The organism is Bacillus sp. LL01, from assembly GCF_001037965.1.
The window spans coordinates 319098-344345 of sequence record NZ_LFEL01000005.1 but is presented as its reverse complement, the minus strand read 5'-3'; the positions used below and the strand labels follow the sequence as shown (position 1 = coordinate 344345).

At 41.0% G+C, this 25248-nt stretch carries 24 protein-coding genes and 1 pseudogene; 22 read left to right on the top strand and 3 right to left on the bottom strand.

Translation table 11 applies throughout. The features are described 5' to 3' along the window. Positions 1-11 precede the first annotated feature (11 nt). From araB to AB685_RS16675, 12 genes are all read left to right on the top strand, one after another. Entirely contained in the window at positions 12-1685 is a 1674-nt protein-coding gene (araB, locus tag AB685_RS16730) for a ribulokinase (protein ID WP_198530530.1), read from the top strand. A gap of 198 nt (positions 1686-1883) precedes the next feature. Then, the gene (locus AB685_RS16725) at positions 1884-2258 is read left to right on the top strand and encodes a hypothetical protein (RefSeq protein ID WP_277814293.1); all 375 of its coding nucleotides are present in this window, start codon (positions 1884-1886) and stop codon (positions 2256-2258) included. Positions 2259-2549: 291 nt separating this feature from the next. Further along, positions 2550-2828, top strand: coding sequence for an autorepressor SdpR family transcription factor (locus tag AB685_RS16720; protein WP_198530529.1), 279 nt, complete (start codon positions 2550-2552; stop codon positions 2826-2828). Further along, a complete protein-coding gene (locus tag AB685_RS16715) occupies positions 2825-3397 on the top strand; it encodes a hypothetical protein (protein ID WP_047971714.1) in 573 nt (190 codons plus the stop codon). The genes AB685_RS16720 and AB685_RS16715 overlap by 4 nt, the downstream gene beginning before the upstream one ends. A gap of 227 nt (positions 3398-3624) precedes the next feature. Beyond that, on the top strand, positions 3625-4914 hold the full coding sequence (locus tag AB685_RS16710) for a hypothetical protein (protein WP_047971713.1): 1290 nt from the start codon (positions 3625-3627) through the stop codon (positions 4912-4914). Then, positions 4911-5465 carry a hypothetical protein gene (locus AB685_RS16705; RefSeq protein ID WP_047971712.1) on the top strand — a complete coding sequence of 185 codons (555 nt, stop codon included), beginning with the start codon at positions 4911-4913 and terminating at the stop codon, positions 5463-5465. Before AB685_RS16710 ends, AB685_RS16705 begins: the two co-directional genes overlap by 4 nt. 216 nt (positions 5466-5681) lie before the next feature. Then, complete coding sequence (locus tag AB685_RS16700) at positions 5682-6656, top strand: ABC transporter ATP-binding protein (protein ID WP_047971711.1); 975 nt, start codon at positions 5682-5684, stop codon at positions 6654-6656. Beyond that, positions 6643-7416 carry an ABC transporter permease gene (locus tag AB685_RS16695; RefSeq protein ID WP_047971710.1) on the top strand — a complete coding sequence of 258 codons (774 nt, stop codon included), beginning with the start codon at positions 6643-6645 and terminating at the stop codon, positions 7414-7416. Before AB685_RS16700 ends, AB685_RS16695 begins: the two co-directional genes overlap by 14 nt. A 41-nt stretch (positions 7417-7457) precedes the next feature. Further along, positions 7458-8018: a GNAT family protein gene (locus tag AB685_RS16690; protein WP_047971709.1), complete on the top strand. Its 561-nt coding sequence runs from the start codon at positions 7458-7460 to the stop codon at positions 8016-8018. A 255-nt stretch (positions 8019-8273) separates the two neighbouring features. Further along, entirely contained in the window at positions 8274-9191 is a 918-nt protein-coding gene (locus AB685_RS16685) for a proline dehydrogenase family protein (protein WP_047971708.1), read from the top strand. Positions 9192-9275: 84 nt separating this feature from the next. After that, positions 9276-10907 carry an L-glutamate gamma-semialdehyde dehydrogenase gene (gene pruA, locus AB685_RS16680; protein WP_047971707.1) on the top strand — a complete coding sequence of 544 codons (1632 nt, stop codon included), beginning with the start codon at positions 9276-9278 and terminating at the stop codon, positions 10905-10907. Positions 10908-11077: 170 nt separating this feature from the next. Beyond that, positions 11078-12349, top strand: a complete 1272-nt coding sequence (locus AB685_RS16675; RefSeq protein WP_047971706.1) for a helix-turn-helix domain-containing protein — start codon at positions 11078-11080, stop codon at positions 12347-12349. 52 nt (positions 12350-12401) lie between these two features. On the opposite strand, the gene AB685_RS16670 is transcribed toward AB685_RS16675, so the two are convergent. Then, positions 12402-13775, bottom strand: coding sequence for a HAMP domain-containing sensor histidine kinase (locus AB685_RS16670; RefSeq protein WP_047971705.1), 1374 nt, complete (start codon positions 13773-13775; stop codon positions 12402-12404). Positions 13776-13785: 10 nt separating this feature from the next. Next, positions 13786-14502, bottom strand: coding sequence for a response regulator transcription factor (locus AB685_RS16665; RefSeq protein ID WP_047971704.1), 717 nt, complete (start codon positions 14500-14502; stop codon positions 13786-13788). Positions 14503-14690: 188 nt separating this feature from the next. On the opposite strand from AB685_RS16665, the gene AB685_RS16660 reads away from it, so the two are divergent. From AB685_RS16660 to AB685_RS16650, 3 genes are read left to right on the top strand one after another with little or no spacing between them, the layout of a single operon-like run. Beyond that, positions 14691-15458, top strand: coding sequence for an ABC transporter ATP-binding protein (locus tag AB685_RS16660; RefSeq protein ID WP_047971703.1), 768 nt, complete (start codon positions 14691-14693; stop codon positions 15456-15458). Then, on the top strand, positions 15445-17307 hold the full coding sequence (locus AB685_RS16655) for an ABC transporter permease (protein ID WP_047971702.1): 1863 nt from the start codon (positions 15445-15447) through the stop codon (positions 17305-17307). Before AB685_RS16660 ends, AB685_RS16655 begins: the two co-directional genes overlap by 14 nt. Then, positions 17307-17657 carry a YxeA family protein gene (locus AB685_RS16650; protein WP_047971701.1) on the top strand — a complete coding sequence of 117 codons (351 nt, stop codon included), beginning with the start codon at positions 17307-17309 and terminating at the stop codon, positions 17655-17657. The genes AB685_RS16655 and AB685_RS16650 overlap by 1 nt, the downstream gene beginning before the upstream one ends. A gap of 58 nt (positions 17658-17715) precedes the next feature. On the opposite strand, the gene AB685_RS16645 is transcribed toward AB685_RS16650, so the two are convergent. Beyond that, a complete protein-coding gene (locus AB685_RS16645) occupies positions 17716-18261 on the bottom strand; it encodes a hypothetical protein (protein ID WP_047971700.1) in 546 nt (181 codons plus the stop codon). A 151-nt stretch (positions 18262-18412) separates the two neighbouring features. Here AB685_RS16645 and AB685_RS16640 point away from each other — a divergent pair, with 151 nt between their 5' ends. From AB685_RS16640 to AB685_RS16610, 7 genes and pseudogenes are all read left to right on the top strand, one after another. Beyond that, entirely contained in the window at positions 18413-18826 is a 414-nt protein-coding gene (locus tag AB685_RS16640; protein WP_047971699.1) for a VOC family protein, read from the top strand. A 647-nt stretch (positions 18827-19473) separates the two neighbouring features. After that, positions 19474-19638, top strand: a pseudogene (locus tag AB685_RS32115) (IS5/IS1182 family transposase); the annotation flags it as partial. A gap of 253 nt (positions 19639-19891) precedes the next feature. Continuing rightward, the gene (locus tag AB685_RS16635; RefSeq protein WP_047971698.1) at positions 19892-21133 is read left to right on the top strand and encodes an MFS transporter; all 1242 of its coding nucleotides are present in this window, start codon (positions 19892-19894) and stop codon (positions 21131-21133) included. 463 nt (positions 21134-21596) lie between these two features. Then, positions 21597-23279, top strand: a complete 1683-nt coding sequence (locus tag AB685_RS29795; RefSeq protein WP_053073854.1) for an LXG domain-containing protein — start codon at positions 21597-21599, stop codon at positions 23277-23279. Positions 23280-23778: 499 nt separating this feature from the next. After that, the gene (locus AB685_RS16620; protein WP_047971696.1) at positions 23779-24087 is read left to right on the top strand and encodes a hypothetical protein; all 309 of its coding nucleotides are present in this window, start codon (positions 23779-23781) and stop codon (positions 24085-24087) included. An 84-nt stretch (positions 24088-24171) separates the two neighbouring features. Next, on the top strand, positions 24172-24471 hold the full coding sequence (locus tag AB685_RS16615) for a hypothetical protein (protein WP_047971695.1): 300 nt from the start codon (positions 24172-24174) through the stop codon (positions 24469-24471). 25 nt (positions 24472-24496) lie between these two features. Continuing rightward, positions 24497-25219, top strand: coding sequence for a hypothetical protein (locus AB685_RS16610; RefSeq protein ID WP_047971694.1), 723 nt, complete (start codon positions 24497-24499; stop codon positions 25217-25219). Positions 25220-25248: the final 29 nt, after the last annotated feature.

The following is a 25248-nucleotide window of genomic DNA, read 5'->3' as shown; positions in this document are numbered from 1 at the left end:
ACTTAGGGGGGATTATATTGTCAAAATATACAATTGGCCTTGATTTCGGAACACTTTCGGGGCGCGCAGTATTAGTGAATGTAAAAACAGGGGAAGAGTTAGCGACAGCAACACATGATTACGCTCACGGGGTAATGGATAAGGCATTGCCTAACGGGGATAAGCTGCCTCTTGATTGGGCACTTCAACATCCAAAGGATTATTTGGAAGTACTATCCACCGTTATCCCATCTGTATTAAAACTGTCTGGTGTCTCTCCGGATGATATTATTGGTGTGGGTGTAGACTTTACCGCGTGTACAATTTTACCGATAAAATCGGATGGCACTCCATTGTGCTTCATCGATTCATATAAAGAGGAAGCACACTCCTATGTAAAGTTATGGAAACACCATGCTGCTCAGGAAAAAGCGAACAAGTTAAATGAGATTGCAGAACAAATGGGAGAAGAATGGCTGAATCGTTATGGTGGAAAAATTTCATCTGAATGGGTCTTCCCTAAGATCTGGCAAGTATTAGACGAAGCTCCACATATTTATGACGAAGCAGATTATTTTATAGAGGCTTCCGATTGGATTGTTTGGCAACTGACTGGAGAACATACGAGAAATGCATGTACAGCCGGTTTCAAGGCAATTTGGCATAAACAAGAAGGATATCCAGAAAAAGCGTTCTTTAAATCATTAGATCCTCGTTTGGAAAACGTCGTCGAAGAAAAGTTGAGTACTGATATTACCCCGATTGGGCAAAGGGCAGGGGAAATAACAATAAAAGCGGCGGAATTAACTGGATTAAATGCAGGAACTGCTGTAGCAATTGCCCATGCCGATGCTCATGTGTGTTTCCCTGCTGTAAAGATAGATGGACCAGGTAAAATGTTAGATATTATTGGAACATCAAGCTGTCACTTGATCACGAGTGAAGAGGAACAGAAAGTACCTGGTATATGCGGTGTTGTAGAAGACGGACTTGTACCTGGGTTCTTTAGCTATGAAGCAGGTCAGAATTGTGTCGGGGATACCTTCGCGTGGTTCGTAGATAATTGCGTACCAGCAGAGTATAAGAAGCAAGCCAAAAGTGAAGGGAAAAGCATTCATGAATATATGACCGAAAAAGCCGAAAATCTAAAAGCAGGTGAAAATGGATTAGTCGCACTTGATTGGTGGAACGGAAACCGTTCAACGCTCGTGGATGTTGATTTAACTGGAATGATTGTGGGGATGACCCTTCAAACGAAGCCAGAAGACATCTACCGTGCCATAATCGAAAGTACAGCCTATGGAACAAGAAAAATCATAGAAACTTTTAGAGAAAATGGTGTAGCCGTCGACGAGTTCTTTGCCTCTGGAGGCATTGCCCAAAAGAACCCTCTTGTTATGCAAATATACGCAGATGTGATTAATATGCCTGTGAAAGTTGGCGGTGGCTCACAAGGACCTGCGCTAGGAAGTGCTATCTTTGGAGCAGTTGCTGCAGGTATAGAACGAGGCGGATATGATGATGTATTTGTTGCAGGTCAAGCAATGGGTAAGTTGGAGGATAAAGTGTATGTTCCAGACGCTGACAATGCAAAAGTCTATGATCAAATGTATCGTGAATATTTAACTCTTTACAATTTCTTTGGGGTGGAGTCGAAGGGAATCATGAAAAGGTTGAAAAATATTAAAATTGAACAAAGTAAATAGTTTGATGTATGCCCTGCCTGATGGTAGTGGCAGCCTACATTGTAATGGGTGGAATGTATAGTGTTGTTTACACAGATGTTGTTCAATGGTTCTTTATATTAATTGGTATGGCATTAATTATTCCTTTTGCTTTAAAGGCTGGAGGAGGATTTACAGATCTTACCGCCAATGTCCCCGCAGAAAAATGGAGCATGTTTGATGGGATTTGGAACTATTTTAGCGCTAATATTCATGTATATCGCTTCTTTCACAGTTGGACAGGAACCGGTTCAACGCTACTATGCAGCCAAGGATGAAAAAGCGGCGAAGAAAGCTTCTATCATTACATCAATAGTATATGCGCTGTTCGCATTTATCCCTGCCGTTATCGGAATCCTAATGTACGGTATGGTCCAGAACGGCATTGATGAATCCATCATGACCGAATACGGAGCCAACTATGCTCTGCCGTTAATGGCTGTAGAAGTTCTACCGTCGTTTGTGGTAGGAATTCTGTTTGCGGACCTTATCTCAGCCATACTATCCAGTGCATCCAGTATTTTTACGATAAACTTTCCCCTTTGTCATTATTGATAGTAGTCGGTTTATCTGTTGGCTTGCTTGTATAAATAGATACAATGTAAAAGGAGAGTGCGCTAACAATTAAGGCTGGATAAATAGGGTCCAATCCAAAGAGGTTTTTGAAGCAGAGGGCGGTTCCTCTGCTTTTTCTAATAAATAAGGGGACGGTTCTCGCGCTTCCTTCGAACATCGAATGAAGTAGTGGAATCGACGCCTTTTTCTTGACAATAAAATACAATCGGCTATAATTTAAGTAGTTAAGTAATTACTTAAATACTTAATGTGGAGGTCTAGTAGTTGGGAATCAACGGATTGTTTAAAGCATTATCAGATGAAAACAGAAGAAAAATCTTAGATCTTTTGAAGGAGGGAGATTTAACTGCTGGTGAAATTGCTGACCATTTTGACATGAGCAAAGCTGGGATATCGCAACATTTGTCTGTATTGAAGAATGCAGATTTAGTTTATGCCATCAAAAGGGGCCAGTATGTGTACTATTCGTTAAATGCGAGCGTATTTCAAGAAGTGCTGAAGTGGGTCGTGCAATTTCAGTCACAATCAAAGGGGGAAAATGAAAAATGAGAAAGCTGAGTATGTATTTGTTAGTCGTTATTTCTTTTGCGTGGAGCATCTATGTTTTGTTTATGGGGTTGTTGGGAGCAGCGGTGCAGGACTCTTCGCAAATCATTTCATTATTTAGCATTCCATTTGCGATGGTTCTGGTTATGGTGAGCTTTTGGATCATACCGAAACAAGCTTCGTTTGAGCGATACAGCAAAGGACTGGAAAGTATCTTTTTAGCTTTAATGTTGATATTGACCATCCTTCAAATCGGATTGATTTTATATCTTATGGATACGGGATTCCCAGTCATTATGCTCGTTCCAATTGGCGTCGGGCTTGTCCTGATTGCCACTGCAAACACACTTCCTAGATTTCAACTAGAGTTGCCTCCTACATCCTCAGAACCCAAAAAATCAACTCACCAATCCTGGAATAAGGGGTTGCGTCCATTCTCCAAACCACTGATTATTGGAGGACTAGCCATGTTGCTATGCGCTTTCCTTCCGCAACACCTCATACTTATCGGATTCCTGACGGTTTTGGCCTGTACACTTGTTACATCTGTGTTTTTAACGCTTAGAACCTGAAAATAAGGGACGGTTCTTCTGCTTCTTAGGTAACATGGAAGCGCAAGAACCGTCCCTAGATGCTCCCCGAAAACCAGTAAATATTCCTCATGGGGAAGATAATTTTATGAATTTTTAGTTAATTATAACTATTGTTGATATACCGCAAGATAAAGTAAAATATTTCTAAAGATGTATAAAGCTTCTAAGAGACATTTGCATAAAAAAATTAAAAGGGAGGTTGGGAAATGAAAAAGAAGTTCCATGTTGCTTTTGGATTATGGTCTTTGGTGATTGTTTTGTTAATGAGCACAACGTTTAATGTATCGGCAAGCGAAAAGGGTGCAGCTAATGGGGAGAAAGCAGAGTATGAAGGGTGGTTAACAGAGGTTGCTGACACGAGAAACTTAGATATCAACCCTGTTGTTACCGGTCAGATCTTGAACTATGACGGGGGACAAGCAGCTAAAAATGCTGCAGTGTATCTTCAGGCATGGCCAAGTTCAGAGAAACTTGGTTCAATGAAAGAAGGTGACACGTTTGATCTCGTACCGATTGCAAAAACCGTAACAGATGCGAATGGATATTTTAAGCTTAGTATAGACCCAAGTATAGACATATCTGATTTATGGTCTGAGGACGGAATGATGGATGTCGACGTTGTTGCTTGGACAGAGTCAGGAACGGTTACGTATAGCTTTACTATCGAACCCACACAAAAAGACAGTGAAAATAATCCTTCTGGAGCGCAAGTTAATCCAACCACGGGTCAGATAGTCAATGCAATAGGTGTTAATTTGCAATTGAATAATCCTGCAGCTACCACAGTAGATGGAGAAGAGATAGTCTATGAAGTAGATACGGGGCTTTACACAGAAGTGGGAAATACTTCATTACCAACAGACTTTTCAAACGGTTGTCCTACCACAGGTACTAAATTAGTTCAAAATTTAGGAGATCGATTGGTGAATGTTGGGTCCATTCATACAGCAACAAGTGGAAAGAATATGAAATTTACGTATTCTGGCAGTGCTTCAAGTACTTTAGGTGTCGGTATTTCATCTTCAGGTAAGTATGGATCATTTAGTTCAAGTGGCTCCGTAACCAGATCAAGAAGCAATACGACTACATGGCCTTGGTACACGTCAGCCACGTCACGTCATCTAGATACTTATTTTTCATACGGAAAATATTGCACGACTACCCGTAGCCCAGGGCCAAGTTTTTCATGGTCAGTTAGGCCAATTAAACATGAAGGGGGAACTAATCACCGAAGTGTAAGTGTTCCTACAACATCCAGTAGTTACTGTGTACCGTACAGATCAGCTGGTAGTGGCGGAGAAAAAGCAAGCACCAAAACTATTACATGGTCAAATGGTGCCAAGCTTAGCGGAGCAATTGGAATTGACTTGTCCAGTCAAACTGGATACACAACAAATTCAAAAATAGAATATGTATTTAAAACCGCTGGCAGACTATGCGGTACACATGATAAACCTAATGGGTCCCCGAAACGCTTGGTGATGAGGTCGTTATGATTCGAGTAAAGTCTCTCTTATTGCTCACCTTACTTTTATTCATCAGTGGATGTACTAACTCGAATCCAGTTGGAAGCAGTTTAAACCTTGGTGAGACACCTGGTATGGACTGTGTACCTGGAGGGGATGGAGCGAGCAGAATGTTTGGGGATACATTTCTCATACATGAGGGAGATGAGGAAATTACTATTACTGATATCTCTCTGGTAAATGCTGACGGCCTAGAACTTAAAGAGGCTGTTCTGGTAAAGCTTAACCCTGATGAAGCGCTTCTGGGATTTGGCGAATGGCCACCAGCAGACACCCCAGAATTTCCACTGCCGGAGAATTGGGATAATCGTATAGAAGCTGTTGATGCGAAAATTCAGCCAAATGAGAAATGGAATCTTGTATTTGCCTTAACTTCTACTTCATCTGGCACTGTTTCTACTGATGCAGTTAAGATTGTGTACAAGGATTCTGCAGGAAAAACCTTTGAGCAAGAAACACTAATTCGTTATTTTATAACTTCCAGTAAGTGTGAGGAAGTTTTAAAGGCTAACCCTCTATAGAGTTAAAAAGACAGTTTCCCCTTAGTAGGTGGGAACTGTCTTTTATTGTGGAAAATAGGGGACGGTTCTTCTGCTTCCTAGGTAACATGGAAGCGCAAGAACCGTCCCTTAAGTCTCTAGACCGAGAGGAAATCCACCTGCTGGGTGTTTATATCTGTCAATTTACAGAATATAATGAAAATATAGGATGAACAATTTAGAACATTGGAGGTAGCGATGGAGAAAATAATTGAGGTGCGTGGGATTCAGAAGCGGTATGTGAAGCGGAAGACGAAGGAAGTTGTGACGGCGGTAAATGATGTGTCTTTTGATGTACATAAAGGGGAGGTCCTGGGACTGCTTGGTCCAAATGGTGCCGGTAAAACATCCACCATTAAAATGATCTGTGGGCTGTTGAAGCCAGAAGAGGGATCTATTTTCATTAATGGACTGGACATCCAAAAAAAGAGATTGAAAGCATTGCAGCATATTAGCGCAGTTCTGGAAGGAAACCGGAATCTGTATTGGCGCTTAACAGTGCGGGAAAACCTGGAGTATTTTGCCGGGAACAGAGGACATTCCCGAAAAGAAGTTGCAGCGCAGATAGAGAAACTGTTAGAGCAGTTCGGACTGAAGGATAAAGAGCATGAGCTTGTGCAAGGATTGTCGCGAGGAATGCAGCAGAAGCTGGCAATTGCGGTGGCCTTACTTGCAAACACAGAGGTCATTCTGCTTGATGAACCTACACTCGGCCTTGATGTGGAGATTAGTTACGAGCTTCGTGAAAGCCTTAAAAAAATTGTCAAGGAAGAGCAGCGTACCATCATTATCAGCTCTCATGATATGCCAGTTGTCCAGGAACTCTGTGACCGGACCATCATCATTAACAAAGGCTCCGTTGTCGTGGATGAAAAAGTGGAAAATCTCCTCAACCTCTTTGAAACGAAAGCCTATTCCGTAACACTCGGTAAGGCATTAAGTACTGCCCAGAAAAAGAAGCTGACCACCACTTTTCCTTTGAGCAAGTACACAGAATCCTCGCTTCAAACGTTGGTAGAAGTGAACCTGGAGCGGAGTGAGGACATTTATCTCCTTTTTGATATTTTTAAAGAGGAAGGGACTCCTGTGGAAAGCATCGATCGTACGACTATCGATTTCGAGCAGGTATTCTTGCAGATCGTGAAGGGGGAGAAGCGCTATGCAATGGCTTAATGTGCTAAATGCCAATGTACGGAAGGAATATATCGAGTTAAAGCGTTATCTACCAAACACCATTGCGCTTGTGCTCACCTTCTACTTTATTTTCCTTGGGGCGTTTTTCGGAATCATGTTTATTGGCGACCCGGCAAGCTTTGATTCGAATGTGCAGTATTCCATCGTTAGTGTGGTGTTCTGGGGACTGACGCTGATGACAATGAACTTTATCGGCTTTGCCATCATAACAGAAGCGATGCGGGGAACCCTCGAGCAACTCTACATGTCTCCAAAAGGTGTTTGGAAAATCATGCTCACCCGGATAATCGGCCAATTTTTACTACAGTCCATCTGCATGATTATTTTGTTATTCGCTGTAATGCTGACGTCCGGTCAATGGCTGAACCTTAATCCGTTAACGACCATCCCGATTATTCTTGTGACGATGATCAGCATGGTAGGAATCAGCTTTATGATCGCAGGACTTGCCATCATCGTAAAGCAAATCCAAGCGTTTCTACAAATCTTTCAATTTATCTTGATGGCCCTTGTCTTCATCCCGCTTACCGTTGCACCATACCTCGTGTTTGCGCCGTTTGTAAAAGGGGTGAACATGGTCAGAGCGGTCATGATCGAGAACTTGACGTTAAGTGATATTGCTTGGATGGACTACGGGATTTTGTTGTTAAATTCCCTCGTTTACCTGATTCTTGGTCTCCTAGTCTTCCATTGGTGTGAAAAGATAGCGATGAAAAAGGGATTGCTCGGACAATATTAAACTAGTAATGGACGATTTCCATGTAAGGAGTAATTTACGCAATGATTAATTTACGAGAAAAACCAACAATGATAGGGTCTAAAATTACATTAAGGCCATTTATGCCAGAGGACCTTCCGTATATCGAGGAATGCCTGAGGGATCCTGAGGTTAATAAATATACAGGCGGAACAGAGAACGATTTTGATGAAGAGGTGGTAAGGAATTGGTACGCCACCCGCAATGAACAAAAAGACCGCTTGGACCTTGCCATTGTGGATAATGCGGCCGGTGTGGTTGTAGGGGAGGCCGTCGTTAATCTTTATCAAGAGGATAAAAATAGCATGAACTTTAGAATCATGATTGGTCCAAGAGGAAGAGATCGAGGTCTGGGCACAGAGGCAACAAAGCTTATGGTGGATTATGTGTTTGACCATACCGCCTTGAGCCAACTAACTCTAAGTGTTTTTGCCTTCAATCAAAGGGCAATAAAGGTGTATGAAAAGGTCGGATTTGTTTTGGAAAGTGTCGATAAAAACGAGCTGGAGTATGAAGGGGAATGGATTGACTCGTATAATATGGTACTGACGAAGGGAGGACCACAGAATCGGTCCAGATCCTGATAATTTTGATTTTTAATAGGTGAAATAATGTCCAAGAGGCGCATGAAAAACATTCATGCGTCTCGTTCTATTGCAATTTTTATATCCAATTGTGTTTAAATCATAAATCAGCACTGGAATTATTGTGGTTAGAGCACGTTGTTTCAAGTCAATCATTATCGATATAATTTACTTAACAAATAAATAATCAAATGAATTCTTCGTTTATTCACCCTAGTCTTCAGGGAAGAGTCAATATAAGGAGGTGAGGGGATCTTGGAAATCATAAGCAAGCGCTTCTTTTTGTACCTCTCCAACAATAAGACATTTGATCGAATGGCCAAACGTTGGGGATCAAAATTTGGGGCCAACAAGATTATAGGGGGAGAAACCTTTTCACAAGCAATTCCATTGATTTCTCAATTGAACCAGGAGGGATTCCAGGTTACAGTCGATCACCTAGGTGAATTCGTCAATTCCGAAGATGTTGCGCGGGAACATGTTCAAGAGTGCATTAAGAGTATAAGTGCGATCGCTTATCATCAACTGGACACTGAAATTTCTGTGAAACTGACCTCCTTGGGATTGGATATCAGTCATGACCTTGTCATAGAACACATGGAATTGATTCTATCCAAGGCGAAGGAAAGTGGAATCACGGTAACCATCGATATGGAGGATTACTCCAGGTGCCATGCCATCCTTGAGGTTTACAAAACGCTTCGGAGTAAGTACGAAAACCTTGGGACGGTGATTCAATCCTATCTCTATCGATCAGAGCAGGATATAGATGATCTCCATCATTTCAATCCTTATTTAAGGCTTGTGAAGGGTGCATATAAAGAATCTAGTAAAGTGGTTTTTCCTGAAAAGCAAATGGTGGATGAGAACCTGAAACATCTCATCAAAAAGCAACTCTTGAGTGGTCATTATACAGCTATAGCAAGCCATGATGAAGCGATGATCGATTACACCATCGATTTAGTGAAAGAATATAAAATTCCAGATGACCGCTTTGAGTTTCAAATGCTTTATGGAATGAAAAATCAATTGCAGTCCGATCTAGTGAAAAAAGGTTATACAGTCCGTATTTATCTACCTTACGGGGAGGATTGGTATGGGTATTTCATGAGACGTCTGGCGGAAAGGCCTGCAAATGTTGCGTTTGCATTGAAAGGAATCTTCAGCAAGTAAATTTTATGAGCCTTATTACCAATAAATTTGTCGATATAAGCAGTTATATCTAATTAGGATTTAAACAGGAAGGAATGGATAAGAATGAGTAACGGAATTTTCAAAATCCCAACACCTAAAAATGAGCCTGGTAACACATATGCCCCAGGTACAAAGGAAAGAGAAACATTAAAAGCGGAATTAAATCGCCAATCTAATATGGAAGTCAATATCCCTGTGATTATTAATGGAGAAAATATTAAGACAGATACAGTGAAGCAATTGGTTATGCCACATGATCACCAGCATGTCTTGGCAAGCTATTCACAAGCTGGAGAAAAGGAATTGCGTGACGCTGTGGAAGCGGCAATGGCTGCAAAAGAGTCATGGGCAAATATGCCATGGGAACACCGTGCATCCATTTTCTTAAAAGCAGCTGATTTGATCTCGGGTCCATACCGTGACGTAATAAATGCTGCTACAATGTTAGGACAATCCAAAACAGCTTACCAAACGGAAATTGATGCTGCACAAGAATTAGCAGATTTCTTACGTTTTGGCGTTGATTATGCCAACCAAATCTATCAAATTCAACCGGATAGTATGAAGAATATTTGGAATCGTTTAGAATACCGTCCATTGGATGGCTTTGTCTTGGCAATATCTCCATTTAACTTCACAGCAATTGGTGGGAACTTACCATCAGCTCCTGCAATAATGGGGAACGTAGTCGTTTGGAAACCAGCAACAACAGCTTTACTATCAAACTACTACTTTATGCGTATTTTAGAAGAAGCAGGATTACCAAAAGGTGTCATCAACTTTGTACCTTCTCGTGGTTCACAAGTATCGGAAGTAGTATTAACAGACTCTCGTATGTCTGGATTCCATTTTACTGGTTCCACAAGTACGTTCCAAACAATTTGGAAAACAGTAGGAGAAAACATTACAAACTATAAATCATATCCTCGTTTGGTTGGGGAGACTGGTGGAAAAGACTTTGTATTTGCTCACGAAACGGCACAAGCAGACAAAGTAGTAGCTGGACTTGTTCGTGGTGCGTTTGAATACCAAGGTCAAAAATGTTCAGCAGCCTCTCGTGCTTACATCCCTGCAAGCATGTGGGAAGAAGTGAAAACTGGTGTAGTGGAAGAAACTGCTAAGCTTAAAGTAGGGGATATCCGAGATTTCACAAACTTCATGGGTGCGGTAATTGATAAAGCGGCTTTTGATTCCATCACAAGCTATATCGACTATGCTGCAGCTTCTGAAGAAGCAGAAATTATTGCTGGTGGTACTTATGATGATTCTGTTGGATATTTCGTTCAACCGACAATCATTGTGACAACCAATCCAAACTTTAAAACAATGACAGAAGAAATTTTTGGACCAGTATTAACGATTTATGTATATGAAAATGATAAATTAGAAGAAACATTGACTGCAGTAGATACAGCGTCTATGTATGCATTAACCGGGGCGATCTTTGCACAGGATCGTCAAGCAATTATGCACTTAGAACGCCGCTTATCTGGTGCGGCTGGTAACTTCTATATCAACGATAAACCTACTGGTGCGGTGATTAATCAACAACCATTTGGCGGTTCCCGTGGTTCTGGTACAAACGATAAAGCAGGTTCTGTATTTAACATGATTCGTTGGACAAGTCCTCGTATTATCAAAGAAAACTTTGCACCAAATACAGAAATTTCCTATCCGTTTATGGATGCAGAATAATTTGGAAGGTTGGACATGCTGGCCAAGACCATTTCGAAAAATTCTAATGGAATAGCGATTTAAGCTTCTAATGACAAAAGCTCTCCCGATAAGGGGGGGCTTTTCGCTTTTCATTCAGGAATTAAACGCTATAATAGGAATAATAACTCTCGCGGAAAGGTAAGATTCCTATGGAAGCAAAAGACTTGATCCTCCAAGCAGAAGACATCCATAAAGCAACGGAAATGATCAGTTCAAAATTAGGGAACCCTGTGATCATTGAAAACAAAAATTTTGAATTGATTTCTTACAGTTCCTCTTTCGATAAATTTGATCAAACACAGCAAAAGACGATCCTCACGAAAAAATGTCCGATCTTCATCATCGATCGACTGAAAAAAGAAGGCATCGTACACCGACTCGAAAGACATTCGGATCCAATCCGGGTTCAACCTATGGAAGAGTTGGGGTTCCACCAACGTGTCGTCATTGCCACAAAGTACCTTGGGAATACTATGGGATATATTTGGGTCCAGGAATCCAGCCAGCTTCTCCAAAGTGAAGAGCTTGCTTTCCTTGAAGAGATCTCCCCTCACCTTGGGAACCTGATCAATGATATTTACGCGAAGGTCAATGTCAAGAAAGGCAAGAAAGAAGAGGTATTGTGGCAACTCCTCCAGCACGAATATGGAAGTGAAAGCCAACTGCGCCATGACGCATCACTAGTCAAGCTGACATTGCCGGAACGGTTCTCTGTAGCTGTTTATTCGATAACATCCCCACAATTTAAACCTATGCTCGACCATCTTGAGAGGCTGATCCACGAATCAAGCTTCCATACAAATATTTATACGTTGAAAACGGAATACCAAGTGATCCTCGTTCTCTACGGCAAAGCAGATAAACCGTTTTCTTCCCTGGAATTAGCCAGGGATTTAGTCAGTAAAATCAAAGAACAAACAGGCGAAGAACAATTTTATAACTTCTTGATCGGGATGGGGAAGGAATACACCGAGCTATATCAAATGAGAAAGAGCTTTTTGGAAGCGTCAGAGGTCATTGAGACCGCGAACTTCATCGGTCCGCGTCCTGAATCGATGCCGCGGGAATTTGCTCAATTGGGAATTTATCGGTACTTGCCCACCCTCTATGAAAAAAACACCTCAAAGGATTATTATAGTGATGACTTGTTGTCATTGCTCAAGAATGATGTCAAGAAACAGACAGATCTGCTCCGTACACTTGAAGTGTTTTTGGCGAATGACGGAAAAGGCAAACAGACCGCTAATGAATTGTTTATCCATCCGAACACTTTGAATTATCGAATAAAAAGAATACAAGAGCTTACTACAATTGATTTCAATAACTTCAATATGAAAGTGTACCTATACACTGAATTACTGCTGTTGAACAATGTTGAAGCATATTATCAGCGTTACAAAGATGCTTTGAAAGGAATTTGATTTTTGGGGACGGTTCTATTGCTTCCGAAGAAGCAATAGAACCGTCCCTTATCTACAACCGAATCTCAACGGTAGTCCCTCTCCCAACCTCACTTGTTAATTCCACGCTACCACCATGCGCTTCCACTATATCTCTTGCGATTGCCATGCCAAGTCCGGTACCACGAATGTTTTGGGTGTTTGTTCCGCGGTAGTAACGTTCAAATATATGCTCTAAATCGTGTGGTGCGATACCCTTTCCTGTATCTGTGATGGAGATGCCGTATGACGTGATATGTATAGTCACTTCAATGTTGTCATCATTGTGAATGAGCGAATTGTAAACAAAGTTGAGAATCGCTCGCTTCATTAAATGGCGATCGATATTCCAAGTTAATTCAGGTGACAAGCTCTCAAAGGAAATATGATATTTACCAAATTGCGAATCATTTAATAAGTCGATGACAATTTCTCTAACGAAGCTCTCGATTCGTGTTTCTTGTAAATGGAGGGGCATCTCTTGATTCCTTAATCGCATTGTAAGGTTAAAGTCATCAAGCAAATCCTTCATGTAGATGGATTGACGTTCTATGACTTCTGCATATTCCAAGCGATCTTCAGGAGAGAGATCCTGGTAGCGGAGGAGCTCCGCATATCCTCTTATAGAGGAAAGTGGTGTTTTTAAGTCATGAGAGACATTACTGATCCAATCATCTCGCATTTTCTCTAGCTTTGCCCGTTCCTTTTCCTGTACTTGAAGGGTTCTGGACACTTCATTTAAATTGGCGAATACAGGTTTATAAATCCCCATTTTCTTCATTTCCAACTCCGAAAAGTTGCGTTTTTTCAGCTGTGTTATGCGGTCAATCAGCCTTGTGACCGGCTTTGTTAAAAAGGTACTGAACAGCAAGCCGACAAGTGATGCTATGAGTAGATCAACAACAAGAATGACAAGTAATGATTTAGAAATAAAGGCAAAAACGGATTCGGCGTGAAGCATGAACACGACCCGCTCTTCTTTAGAATTAGGAACCCCGATCAAATAATTATAAGGCTCAAATTCTCCAATAAAGTACGTGACAAATTGGTCATCCATGTATTTATAGATATGGATAAGTTGGAGCGGACTATAGTGGCCAGGGGCATCTTCTGGTTCGAGAGCGGATGTGACGACATTCCCGTTGACATCCAGGATTTGAATCCATGCTCCAAAAGCTTGCAGCGCCTCTATCCCTTCTTTTGAAACGGCAGGTTGCTCGTTTTCCATCGTTAAATACTTATGGAAGTGACGAGAGAAGTCCTCGCCAGAATTACTTGATACATCATCCATTCCTAGTCCTTGCTGATAAAAGAGCATCCCAAAAAGAATGATGGTATTAATAATAATCACAATAAAGACAATGATGAGCACTGATACTAAATAGCGCCCCGTTAGCTTCCATTTCATAAAACCTCACCTACTTTGGGATAAATCGATAGCCAAGTCCTTTGACCGTGATGATATGGGTTGGCTTGGACGGTGTATCCTCTATTTTTTCCCGTAAACGTCTGATATGTACCATTAAAGTATTGTCCGCACCGTAAAACTCTTCGCCCCACACCTTGTTAAAAAGCGTCTCTTTACTCAGAATGTGATTTGGGTTTCTCATGAAGCATGCCATTAACCCCACTTCTTTTGCCGTCAATTCCAACATTTGCCCATCCTTCATCACTTCGGTTTCATCATGGTTGATAGTAAAGGAACCGATGGTAATCGTTCTTCCACTAGTGCTTGAAACGTGTGCTTCTGCTTCAGCTGTGCTGTAACCTGCACGGCGGAGCTGCGCCTTTACTCGGAATGCCACTTCCTTTGGACTGAATGGTTTTGTAATATAATCATCCCCGCCAATTGCCAGTCCTAAGATCTTATCTATTTCATCTGTTTTGGCTGATAAGAATAAAACAGGTACACGAGATATCTCTCTTATTCTTTTACAAAGATCATATCCTTCACCATCAGGTAGCATGACATCCAAAATGACGATGTTAGGCGTGAAATCGTTAAATTTTTCCCATCCTTCTTCCACAGTACCGGCCATTTCTATTTCAGAAAATCCTTCTTTCTGTAGTGCCGTTTTAATCAATGAACATAAATCCTTTTCATCATCCACTATTAATATCCGTGGCTTGTCCATCATTCACACATCCTTTCACCGATCGAAACAGCTTTCTCATTTCTACTAGTATAAATCAATGCCTGAACTAAATGTATGTCTATTCTTTCAGATTTGCTTCATTTAAGGATTTTGTAAGGTACCGTTGATTTTAATGTAAGGTTGGCCCGGTATAGTAAGGACATACGAAAGAGAGAGGTGCATATTTAATGGAACCATTATTAGTAGTAGATAAAGTAGAAAAAATATATGGCAAAGGAGCTAATACTTTTAAAGCTCTTCAACATATCTCATTTGATATTCATCCAGGGGAGTTTGTTGGGGTGATGGGTCCTTCAGGTGCAGGGAAATCGACCTTGCTTAATGTCCTAGCAACCATTGATTCTCCAACGAGGGGAGACATTTTTCTTGGGAAAGATAATATCGCTAAGTTGAAAGAAGAAGCACTTGCTGATTTTCGACGTAATCACCTGGGCTTTATTTTCCAGGACTACCATTTACTCGATTCGCTAACCGTACGAGAAAACATCGTGCTACCATTAGCAATTGCGAAAAAGCCGGCTGCAGAAATAAAAGAACGGGTAGAAGCAATGGCTGATACATTTGGTATCTCATCATTATTAGATAAATATCCTTACCAGTTATCAGGTGGTCAAAAACAGCGTACTGCTGCAAGCCGAGCACTTGTGACAAATCCCAAGCTGATCTTTGCGGATGAACCCACAGGGGCGCTCGATTCTAAATCGGCATCTGATTTACTGACTAGCCTGAGTCGGTTGAATGATGTTAACGAAACAACAATCATGATGGTTACCCACGATGCATATGCAGCGAGCTATTGCCGTCGCATCCTATTCATTAAAGATGGTGAATTATCAAGAGAGTTATACCGTGGAACAAAATCGCGCAAGGAATTCTTCCAACTAATATTAAATGAGCTTGCTACATTAGGCGGTGACGTCCATGACGTTATTTGATTTGGCCATAAAGAATATTCAACGTAATGTAAAAAGCTATTCCCTTTATATTGGGACAACTATTTTTTCCATCGTCATCTACTTTACATTTGTGATGCTGAAATATAGTAACGATATTAGTGAACTTGCAGAAGCATCCAAGCAAGTCCAAGGAATCATGGGTGCTTCCGCTTTTGTATTAATGATTTTTGTGGCAATTTTTATCCTATATTCAAATTCGTTTTTTATGAAGAAAAGAAAAAAGGAAGTAGCGTTGTATTCCTTATTAGGTGTTCGTAAACGTTCAATTGGCTTATTGCTCTTTTTTGAAAACATGGTTATTGGCCTGTTGTCGCTAGTGGTCGGAATCGGACTCGGCTTTTTACTTTCCCGTGTCCTGCTATCGATCTTAATGAAATTAATGAACATGGATATGATGGTCGGGTTCGCATTTTCCATGGATGCCGTGCTGAATACGCTATTGGTGTTCTTCGTTATTTTTCTTTTCACGTCCTTGCAAGGATACCGTGTTATTTATCAATTCAAACTGATTGATTTATTTCATGCGGAAAAAAAGGGAGAAGAGTTGCCAAAGGCGCGGATTATTACAGCGATTTTAGGTGTCGGTGCACTAGCTGGAGCGTACTGGCTAGCTCTTCAAGATCTGATGACATCTGAAGTATGGCGTACGCTTGGTTTAGCGATGCCCATTGTCATTATTGCCTTAACCGTTATCGGTTCGGGACTAATTTTTCATAGTGTTCTTGTTTATGTATTATCTTTTTTGAAAAAGAAGGAGACCTGGGCTTGGCGAGGGCTTCATTTAATGACTGTATCACAGTTGCTTTACAGGATTCGCGGAAATGCCAGAACGCTGACGATGATAGCTATTTTGAGTGCGACCACTATTACTGCGGGTGGGGCGGTATTCGGTATTTATTATAACGCGGAAAAAAGTGTCCTGGACTATACGCCATTCACCTTTATGTGGGAAGGCGCTCCCATTGCTATTGATCCTAATGTGCTGGAGCACGAAGAAACCATATCGAGTAAAGCAATACGTGTGACAGAGGATATGTATGAAAGAGAATACACGGTCATAGATCAGTCTACGTTTGAAAAGCTTGCAGCTCATTTGGAATGGGACGACGTGCATGCCATAAAGGAAGGAGAAGTCCTACTGATTGATGCCTTTTATGATGAACGTTGGTCTATCAAACAGGAAGCGGTTCTCATCCATGAAAAGGAGCATACAGTCGCCAAGTTATATGACAAAGCATTATTTAATACTTTTGCCATTGGAAGCAGCACATTAGTAGTAACAGATGACGTGTATAGTAGCATCGCGTCTGAGGAGCGAATCTTCCAAGCGGTTCAAGTCAAGGATTACAAAAATCAGTTAGCCTTGTCGGAGGAATTAGAGGCTTCACCTGTTACTGAAAATTTCACTAGTGCCACAAAGGATTATAAGGAAGCCATCGAAGCGTATGGTTCGCTCCTGTTTGTAGGAAGCTTTTTGGGATTAGTATTTCTAGTTGCAACAGGAAGTATCATCTTCTTCAAAATGATGACCGAGGCGGAAGAGGATAAAGCAAAGTATGGCATGCTTCATAAGCTTGGTGTTTCAAGTCGAGAAAGAAAGCGTACCGTTCGACATCAAGTGGCAGTAATCTTCACCGCACCGCTCGTATTAGGGCTGGTTCACGGAGCAGTTGCGCTAACGGCATTTTCCAAGTTGTTGATGATGGATCTGCTGGTGCCTGTTGTCCTGTGGATGCTTGCATACACCGTCATCTATACAATTTACTATTTTGCTACGGTAAGAAGCTTTAACAAAACGATTGAACAATATTATTTGGAGGGATCTTGATGAAGAAGTTTTTCATTTTTATAAGTTGTATGGTTATCCTTATTATAGGTGTGCTTGTCGTTTTGCCTGCCATTGATTTTAACCGCTTGGCAAAAGACAATGCCTATGTACAAATTACAAAGGCCACTTCTGTAGAAGAAACAAAATTAGATTCCGGTGAAATCATGATGACTTATTGGTACAAGCTACCCGCATACCATGAAGACGGAAGAGTCATAGAAGTAGAATTCTCTGCCTCAAAAGAATTGCGCGAAGAAGCCTACCTAATGCTTTATTTAACAGATGATAACGACGTGACTTCATATGACGAGGTTAAGTATGAGGACCTTCCGGGGGGCATGAGGAATTGAATAAGGGACGGTTCTTCTGCTCCATAGGAATATGGAAGCGCTAGAACCGTCCCTTTCTTTAAGACACCTTAAATGCCTCAAAGTTCGAGCTGAATGCTAAACCGGGTTCTTCAACGTCACTGAAGATGGTTCCGGCTGTGGAGCTTTGACCGAAAATTTCGACGAGGTCGCCTGCTTCTAGTTGGAGGACGGCGGAGACATTGACGACGTTTAGGATGAATAGTTGGTCCCAATAATCATTGTCGACTTGGACGGTGATGCCGTTCACCACAATGTCTGCTCTTGTACGGTAGGGAACATTCATGTTCGGGGAAAAAGTGTAGCTGGCTGATACATAGTAGATACCGCTCTCTCGGGGTACAAAAGTGGAATTTCCGGCATTGTAGATGTTTCCGATATCAAATTGCTCTTCTTCAAACGTAATTTTGCTAGACTGACCTGCTGCCAGTGGTTGATTGGTTGTTTTCAATGCACGGAAAGCTGGTGTTCTGCGGTCTCTTCTATCACTTCCGCAATCGACGTTAATGTTGATATCTTTGGAGTCCTTTTTGTGTTTGTGATGAAAAGTAGATTCCGGATCATTTTTATAATGGAAAGTTTTCACTTAATTCACCTCCCTTTCTTTCTACTAGTATATGGAAATCTAGTAAAAGTGTTTGGGTGATAGAAGCCTGAATTATCTTTTTATAGTGTCTATTATTTGAATTTTCGGATAAGATAGATTTGTACTTAATCAATGAAGAGGAGTGAAGAGAATGTCTGTAGATGCTTATCTTGTTTTTAATGGTAATTGCCGAGAAGCAGTCGAGTTTTACGCGAAAGTGTTTCAAACTGAAACCCCGCAAATTATGACGTTTGGAGATACACCGGAAAACCCGGAATATCAACTGCCTGAGGAAGCAAAAGAACTGGTTATGCACACACGTCTGACTATCGACGGAAGCAATGTCATGTTTTCTGATACCTTTCCGGGTCAGGAATATATAGTTGGCAACAATGTAACACTTGCTTTGGTCAGCCACAATATGGATGATCTGAAATCTTGGTATGAGCAATTAAAAGAAGGCGGCAAGGTCGATATGGAACTGCAGGAAACTTTCTGGAGCAAGCTCTATGGACAAGTTACGGATAAGTTTGGTGTTCATTGGCAACTTAACTACGGAGAATAACGAACTTGGAAAGGGGTCTATCGCGTAAGAGCGGTAGACCCCTTCCTTTTGCGAGGCAACTGAAAAAGCCTTAATTTTAGGCTCTGCTAAAACACCGCTGTTGATTTCCGCAAAAGACTTCGTTTATCCAGAGGGCGATCTTGAGCCTCCTCGGGTTATGCCCTGCGGGGTCTTAAGATTGTCGCTACTCCCCCGCTGGAGTCTACGCCTTTTGCTCCAATCCACAGCTAGAAACCATCAAATACTATAAGATTTCCAGTTTTTCGTGGCTAAGTAGAGTTGTGTGGGGATTATTGCGATTTGTGGGGGGATTACCGCTGTGAATGGGGGGATTATCGGCTCTACCGGTGGAATTATGCAAATGTGTGGGGGGATTAAAATTGGTGTGGAGGGAACACCCCCCTTAAGTGGTTGGATTGGAAGCTTTTAGTGGGGGGAATGGTACCAGTTGATGGTTAGTTTACGCATTTGTGTGGGGGGAATGAGGGGGGAAGATTAGGAACTTTTCAATTCCCCCTTAAAACTAGCAATTAAATTAGTGTTTTTTAGATGCTGGCAAAAAGTAGTCATGTAAGCAAAGGTCTTTTAGATCTTCAGCCAGCTTTCTCCTCAGTAAATAAGGAACGGTTCTACCGCTGCCCCTTTCTTTCTTAAAAAAGAACACGAAAAAGGCTTCGATAGAAGGAAAGAATGCGGAGCTAAAGAGATTTCACGACCTATCCCGAGCGAGGGGGGATGGTCTTTTAAGCGTGCCTGAAAAATCAAAACTCACTGCCATCTCAGTCAATATAAAGATAATTGCGGGACTCATATTGAAAAAATCGGAGGTATAAAGTAACAAAACCTTCCGATTTGATTCGAAATTTATAAGAACAGACCTCTAATATACATAAATACCCAAATGAAAACTAGTTCAAATGTTTTTTACACTACTTTTTCACTGGTCTCGAACCGTCCCTCATTTATACATCATAAGTTGTACGCAATATTCAATCTTTTGCTTAATGTAGTGGTCTTCTTTTCCAATTATGATGAGAGTATCTAAAGTGGAGAGGGAGATTTAGTATGAACAGTTTGTATAGGGATTCACGGTTTCGTTTTATTATATTTGCCAATATAGCTTCTTCTATTGGAAGCGGGATAACGATGATTGCCATTCCGTGGCTCTTGGTGACAAGCAGGAATGGGAATGAGGTATTTGGGTATGTGGCGATGGGCATGACCATCATCAATTTTATTTTGACGCCTTATTTGGGACATCTGATTGATAGGATTTCCAGGAAGAGACTGCTTATATGCAGTAAAGTGGTAAGTCTCTTCGCTTTGCTAGCTTTCACGGCGATTGGGTTTTTGGGAGTGGATTATGAACTCTGGCATTATATCGTGATTTACATGATTGGCAGCCTTTACTACACTATTTTCTATCCAACGATGTTTGCTTTAAATCAAGAGTTGTTTCGTAAAGATCAGTTTAAGGTGCTGAACGGGACGATGGAGGTGCAGGGGCAACTCTCGAGCATGGTTGCCGGAGGAATTGCAAGTATCCTCTTGTTAAAATGGGAGCTTCATTATATTTTGCTGATGGATGTGTGTACGTATGCAGTTGCCATTTTCTTTTTTATGAAAATTCCTTACGTGAGGGAGAAACGTGAAGCCACGGATGGGGACGGATTCGGAACAAGCAAAGTAACGGGGATAAAAGCATCGGTCACTCTAAATTATTTAATGAAACAGCCCGTCATGTTTCTGTTTCTTCTGGCCACTTCTTTGCCGTTTATCGCGATCATGCTTACGAATTATCTGTTTCCGGTTTATTTGGCAGATGTTTTGAGCGTGGAAGGCAATATTTATGGGATTCAGGGGATGGTTTACGGATTGGGGGCTGTGCTGGCTGGTGTGTTTGTCCCGATTGCCGCCCAGAAGTTCGCAGGTGAAAAAATGATTGCTGCTTTGATGGTTATGTTTACAGTGGCAATCTCCATCATGGTATATCTGTCGGTATCTGGTTATTTATTCATGATGCTGCTTATCGCGGTGGGGAACAGTGGTGTTAGGGTTGCTAGGAATACGTTCATGATGGAGCACGTTCCAAATGACATCATCGGAAGAGTGGACGGTTTGCTGCGAGCAACTGGGCTTTTATTGCGAATTGTGTTGCTGGGATTGTTTACTGGCTTGGTTTCAGGGGGGCATATTTTGTTGTGTTTTACCATATTGACTGGAATTTTGGGGTTCGCTTCGTTTTATGTGGTGGTTTATTGGCGGAGGAGCCTTCATTCAATCAATCGGGAGGTCGTGAAGGCGTAGGGGCAGTGGGAAAGCTGGTGCTCCACCGGGTTCTTCGGGTGATATCGTAGCGGAAAGTGGTCTGAAAGTGGATTACTTTCCTGGGGCTCGATATTGTAGTCCAACTTTCGATTTTATAGACAATTTAGGGCAACAAAAAACCATTCGACAAAATCAGCCATAATTAGATATGGTTGGTTTTATTTTTTCTTTGTAAAACCCGCTATCATCAAGTTTTACTTTTTCCAAAAATGGGCATGTAAAAATTAGGTAGTTTGCTAGAACAAATAGGTTAAGAGAATTCGTAAGTAGGTGAAGCGATCTGGGAGAAAAGTTGTGTAGTATGTAGGGGAAAAGATGGATTTCTTAGATGAAACATAAACCATAACACCTATTCTAAACAAGTTGGCAAATTGGTAAAATTAAACTAATTGTTATTTTTTCTAGTAAGTACTAGTAAATGATCGTGGGTGGTGATTGTAAAATGAAGGTTTTAGAAGTAGAATCGCTTCATATGGAACTTCAATCGATGCTTGAGAAATTGGAGTTGCAGAAGGAAGCGGTGGAAAAGATACATAATGATGTGATGGGAATCGTTAGTTTGGAAGACTCCTTAAAAGGGCAAGGTGGACAGGCAATTAGAGCGTTTTATCAGGATTGCCATGTCCCTTTCTTGACCTATTACCAAACCATGCTTGATGAATTCAAGAACACGTTGAATGGGATAAAAAGTGCTCTCCAGTCGGTTGAACCATCCAGTTCAGGTTATATTAATGAAAGCTTTTTGCAGAACGATTTGCCCCGGGCGCTGGATAGTGCAAGGAGAATGACAACGGATTTGGCAAACGAAACAAACCAGGCCATCTATTCTGTAAGCGACATTGTTTCCTTACCAGCTATGAAGGAAGATGGATTTGTCGATCAGGTAAGGGTGGCCGAGAGAGATATTGATCAGACACTTGAGAAGCTGCATGTTTTTGATCAGGAACAAACAAGGAAGTTAGATGCGGTATCTGAGAGCAGTCAGGTTGCTTCCGGGTATATTGAACAGATCAATTCGATGTTTTCGGCGAAGAAAATCAGCATCAGTGGGTATGAATCGGGTTCGTTGTTTGAAAAATTGGCAAGTGAAACGGTGGAGTCAGGGATGAGCGCACCAGGTAGTTCTTCAGCGGCAGTGCTTAACGGTAATTCTATTAGTGAACGTGCGCTAAGTTTATTGTTATCGCATGAAAGCAGTATGAATTTGGATGGACCGAACTCGGAAGGACAGGGCGATTCTAAGGGGATTTTTCATGCCATTAAAGACGGTGCTTTTGATTCCTTTGCGCCACTGGCTGTTTTGGTGGCAGCGCATAAATCTAAGCTTCTTCGTATTGAATACACGAAGAAAAAGAATCATTATACGTTTAAGTATAATCGAAAGGTCTTGAAGTTCCTTAAGGGGAGAATCGGGCCGAAATGGTCACGGATGCTTATTCAGAAGATTAATAGGACATCGAAAAACTATAGGAATATAGAGAAAACCTTAAAAGCTCAAAAGGCAAGTGTTTTAAAAGGCAAGGAATTTAAGGATATGAGAAGCACAGGTCAGAAAGTAAAAAGCGGTGTCTGGAAGCTGGCAACGAAAAACCGACCTTTACATGAAAATGTTAAAAAAAGGCTAGTTAAACACTCATCTCACGGAATGGTCATTCCTAAGGAAGCATTTAAGAAAGTGGCTGCAAGAGCGTCAGGTACTGCGACTGCTTTTGTTAGCACCTATACTGCGGTTACTACGGCATGGGATAGAAGGAGTGAAGCAGATGGTTTAGAAGGAAAAGAAAAACATAATGTGCTGGGGCGTGTTGTTGCAGAAGAAACAAATAGAGCCGTTGGGACTGTAAGCGGTGCTACAGCGGGAGCTTATGTAGGAGCAGCCATTGGAGGAGTACTCTCTGGTCCATTTGCCCCTTTTGGAGCAGCGGCTGGAGCCGTAATTGGAAGTGCCGTTGGGGCTACAGTTGGCGAATGGGCTTCAAAATACACAAATAAATGGGCAAGTGATGCTGGGGCAGCTATTGGAGAGAAATTTTATGATGTCAAGAAAAAGGCAAAAGGTGCAATTGAAGGCGCTAAAAATACATTAAGCAATGCCAAGGATTCACTTTTTGGGTGGGTAGGTTAATATAACTTTAAAAAATCAAAGGTGATGTTAAAGGATGATAGATACGTAATGAAATATATTGCAATTTTTCTCGGTATGCTAGGAATATTTATACTAGTTAATTTTCTTTTTTCCCTCCTATATATACTAAGTAGATCAGCCGGGAAAGGTTTTTATCGCTGGATTACTTATGACCTTGATTTCCTGGAGATTTTATCTTCTCCACTATTTGGAATAACCCAATGGGTAGCAGGTGTTACATATGAACGTTTTAATTGGTTTGTAGCAAGAGTGTTACTAATTTTATATGCCATATTTATACTTATTCTATCAATCGTTTGCTTTAGCATGTTTTGGTATATTGGAGATAAGTATTGATTGAGTGCAACAAGAATAATTTCGCCATTTGTACCATTTTCTAAATATTTCGGGGGGTTTTTGGGTGGAGTGGAGTAAGGTGTACATTAACAAAATTCTATAATAATCGCTCTAAAGAAAAGTTTAAGGGTGTTAGATTATAATGCAAATACTTGCAGTTTCTTTTGGTTCTCTTGGGGCATTTATATTATTTAATTTTTTCCTTACCCTTTTATATATACTTAGTAAATCAGCAGGAAATGGCTTTTATCGCTGGATTACTCATGACCTGGATTTCTTGATAATTTTATCTTTTCCGCTATTTGGTTTAACCCAATGGGTAGCAAGTAGTGCTTATGAAAGGTTTAATTGGTTTGTAGCGAGGGCGCTGTTAATTTTATATGCAATAATCATTTTTATATTAGCAATCGTTAGCTTTATTGTGTTTGGTTATATTGAGGATAATAGGTAATAGAGTATAGTAGTAGTTGTAAAAAAGGAAGTATAACTCCTGCAAAAATAGATATAGATAGACTTAAAGGATGCTAGATAAATAATGGAATTCATCGAAACTATTTTCTTTATAATTGGGGCACTTTTATTTACAAATTTCTTCTTTGCCCTCTTATATTTATTGAGTAGATCAGCTGGTGAAGGGCTAATTAACGGGATTTCTCATTCCTCGGAGTGCCTAGGAACTTTGCTGGTTCTGCCGTTTTTAGGATTGACACATTTTGTAGCAATTCTTACTTATGATCGCTTTAATTGGTTTGTAGCGCGGGTTGTAATACTCTTATATGCCATATTCCTATTTATAATATTTTTTGTTCTTTTAATTTTGGCTGATTATTTTTGAAAATAGGTGGTAAACGAGTCTGAAAATGAAAGGAATAACTATTATGACTTATGTTCTTACTGCAGAAGAATACATTTTATCGCTTTTATTGCTTGATGGTGCAGAAGTGGCCTCTTCGATAAAAGACGAAGTGTTCGGTAATATATCGGATCAGGAATTGGAGTGTCGGTTAGATAGTGCTACAAGTGGCCTGATTTCCAAAGGGCTATTGACTGTGGACCGTAATCAGGAAACAGTGGATGAGCAGTTCCGGAAATTTCTGATGGGACTGACAAATGTGAAGCGGGTTATTCGCTGTCAAATTGCTACAGACGAAGGCGCCAGTACTGTATCGTTATTCTGTAACGAGGAATTTACCGTTCAACAATCTTTGTATGACAACCGTATTTTTAAGTTGTTTGTTGAGTCGGATGAGCAGAAGTTAAGCAAGTTAATGGACATAAGTCCCACTAAAGTGGAAGGTGAGGCATTCTCTTTGAAGGAGTCTCAGTTTGAAAAGGTTGTAGACAAATTGTTGGCGGGAATGGAGCTTACAGCGGAAGAGTCCGGTCTGTTTGATCCGCAGTTTTTAGAAGTGCTTGTGGCGAAAAAAGGAAAGTTGAATTCGTTGTATGATTACCATCTTGGTGAACAGGTAGCCATTGGTGCTCTTCTGTATATAACCAGTGGTGGGCGGACATGGTTTATTGAAAGCAATGGAGATAATTTGACGATTGCGCCGTTTTCATATGGGGCTTTGTTTGAATAAAGTTGTTTTAGGAACAGGCACGTCGACCC

What these genes read in the sequence shown, in the direction of transcription:
- AB685_RS16725 (WP_277814293.1), top strand. Translation starts at nt 1,884, where the DNA reads ATGGGATTTGGAACTATTTTAGCGCTAATATTCATGTATATCGCTTCT.
- AB685_RS16715 (WP_047971714.1), top strand. Translation starts at nt 2,825, where the DNA reads ATGAGAAAGCTGAGTATGTATTTGTTAGTCGTTATTTCTTTTGCGTGG.
- AB685_RS16710 (WP_047971713.1), top strand. Translation starts at nt 3,625, where the DNA reads ATGAAAAAGAAGTTCCATGTTGCTTTTGGATTATGGTCTTTGGTGATT.
- AB685_RS16705 (WP_047971712.1), top strand. Translation starts at nt 4,911, where the DNA reads ATGATTCGAGTAAAGTCTCTCTTATTGCTCACCTTACTTTTATTCATC.
- AB685_RS16700 (WP_047971711.1), top strand. Translation starts at nt 5,682, where the DNA reads ATGGAGAAAATAATTGAGGTGCGTGGGATTCAGAAGCGGTATGTGAAG.
- AB685_RS16695 (WP_047971710.1), top strand. Translation starts at nt 6,643, where the DNA reads ATGCAATGGCTTAATGTGCTAAATGCCAATGTACGGAAGGAATATATC.
- AB685_RS16690 (WP_047971709.1), top strand. Translation starts at nt 7,458, where the DNA reads ATGATTAATTTACGAGAAAAACCAACAATGATAGGGTCTAAAATTACA.
- pruA (WP_047971707.1), top strand. Translation starts at nt 9,276, where the DNA reads ATGAGTAACGGAATTTTCAAAATCCCAACACCTAAAAATGAGCCTGGT.
- AB685_RS16675 (WP_047971706.1), top strand. Translation starts at nt 11,078, where the DNA reads ATGGAAGCAAAAGACTTGATCCTCCAAGCAGAAGACATCCATAAAGCA.
- AB685_RS16670 (WP_047971705.1), bottom strand. Translation starts at nt 13,775, where the DNA reads ATGAAATGGAAGCTAACGGGGCGCTATTTAGTATCAGTGCTCATCATT.
- AB685_RS16665 (WP_047971704.1), bottom strand. Translation starts at nt 14,502, where the DNA reads ATGGACAAGCCACGGATATTAATAGTGGATGATGAAAAGGATTTATGT.
- AB685_RS16660 (WP_047971703.1), top strand. Translation starts at nt 14,691, where the DNA reads ATGGAACCATTATTAGTAGTAGATAAAGTAGAAAAAATATATGGCAAA.
- AB685_RS16655 (WP_047971702.1), top strand. Translation starts at nt 15,445, where the DNA reads ATGACGTTATTTGATTTGGCCATAAAGAATATTCAACGTAATGTAAAA.
- AB685_RS16650 (WP_047971701.1), top strand. Translation starts at nt 17,307, where the DNA reads ATGAAGAAGTTTTTCATTTTTATAAGTTGTATGGTTATCCTTATTATA.
- AB685_RS16640 (WP_047971699.1), top strand. Translation starts at nt 18,413, where the DNA reads ATGTCTGTAGATGCTTATCTTGTTTTTAATGGTAATTGCCGAGAAGCA.
- AB685_RS16635 (WP_047971698.1), top strand. Translation starts at nt 19,892, where the DNA reads ATGAACAGTTTGTATAGGGATTCACGGTTTCGTTTTATTATATTTGCC.
- AB685_RS29795 (WP_053073854.1), top strand. Translation starts at nt 21,597, where the DNA reads ATGAAGGTTTTAGAAGTAGAATCGCTTCATATGGAACTTCAATCGATG.
- AB685_RS16620 (WP_047971696.1), top strand. Translation starts at nt 23,779, where the DNA reads ATGCAAATACTTGCAGTTTCTTTTGGTTCTCTTGGGGCATTTATATTA.
- AB685_RS16615 (WP_047971695.1), top strand. Translation starts at nt 24,172, where the DNA reads ATGGAATTCATCGAAACTATTTTCTTTATAATTGGGGCACTTTTATTT.
- AB685_RS16610 (WP_047971694.1), top strand. Translation starts at nt 24,497, where the DNA reads ATGAAAGGAATAACTATTATGACTTATGTTCTTACTGCAGAAGAATAC.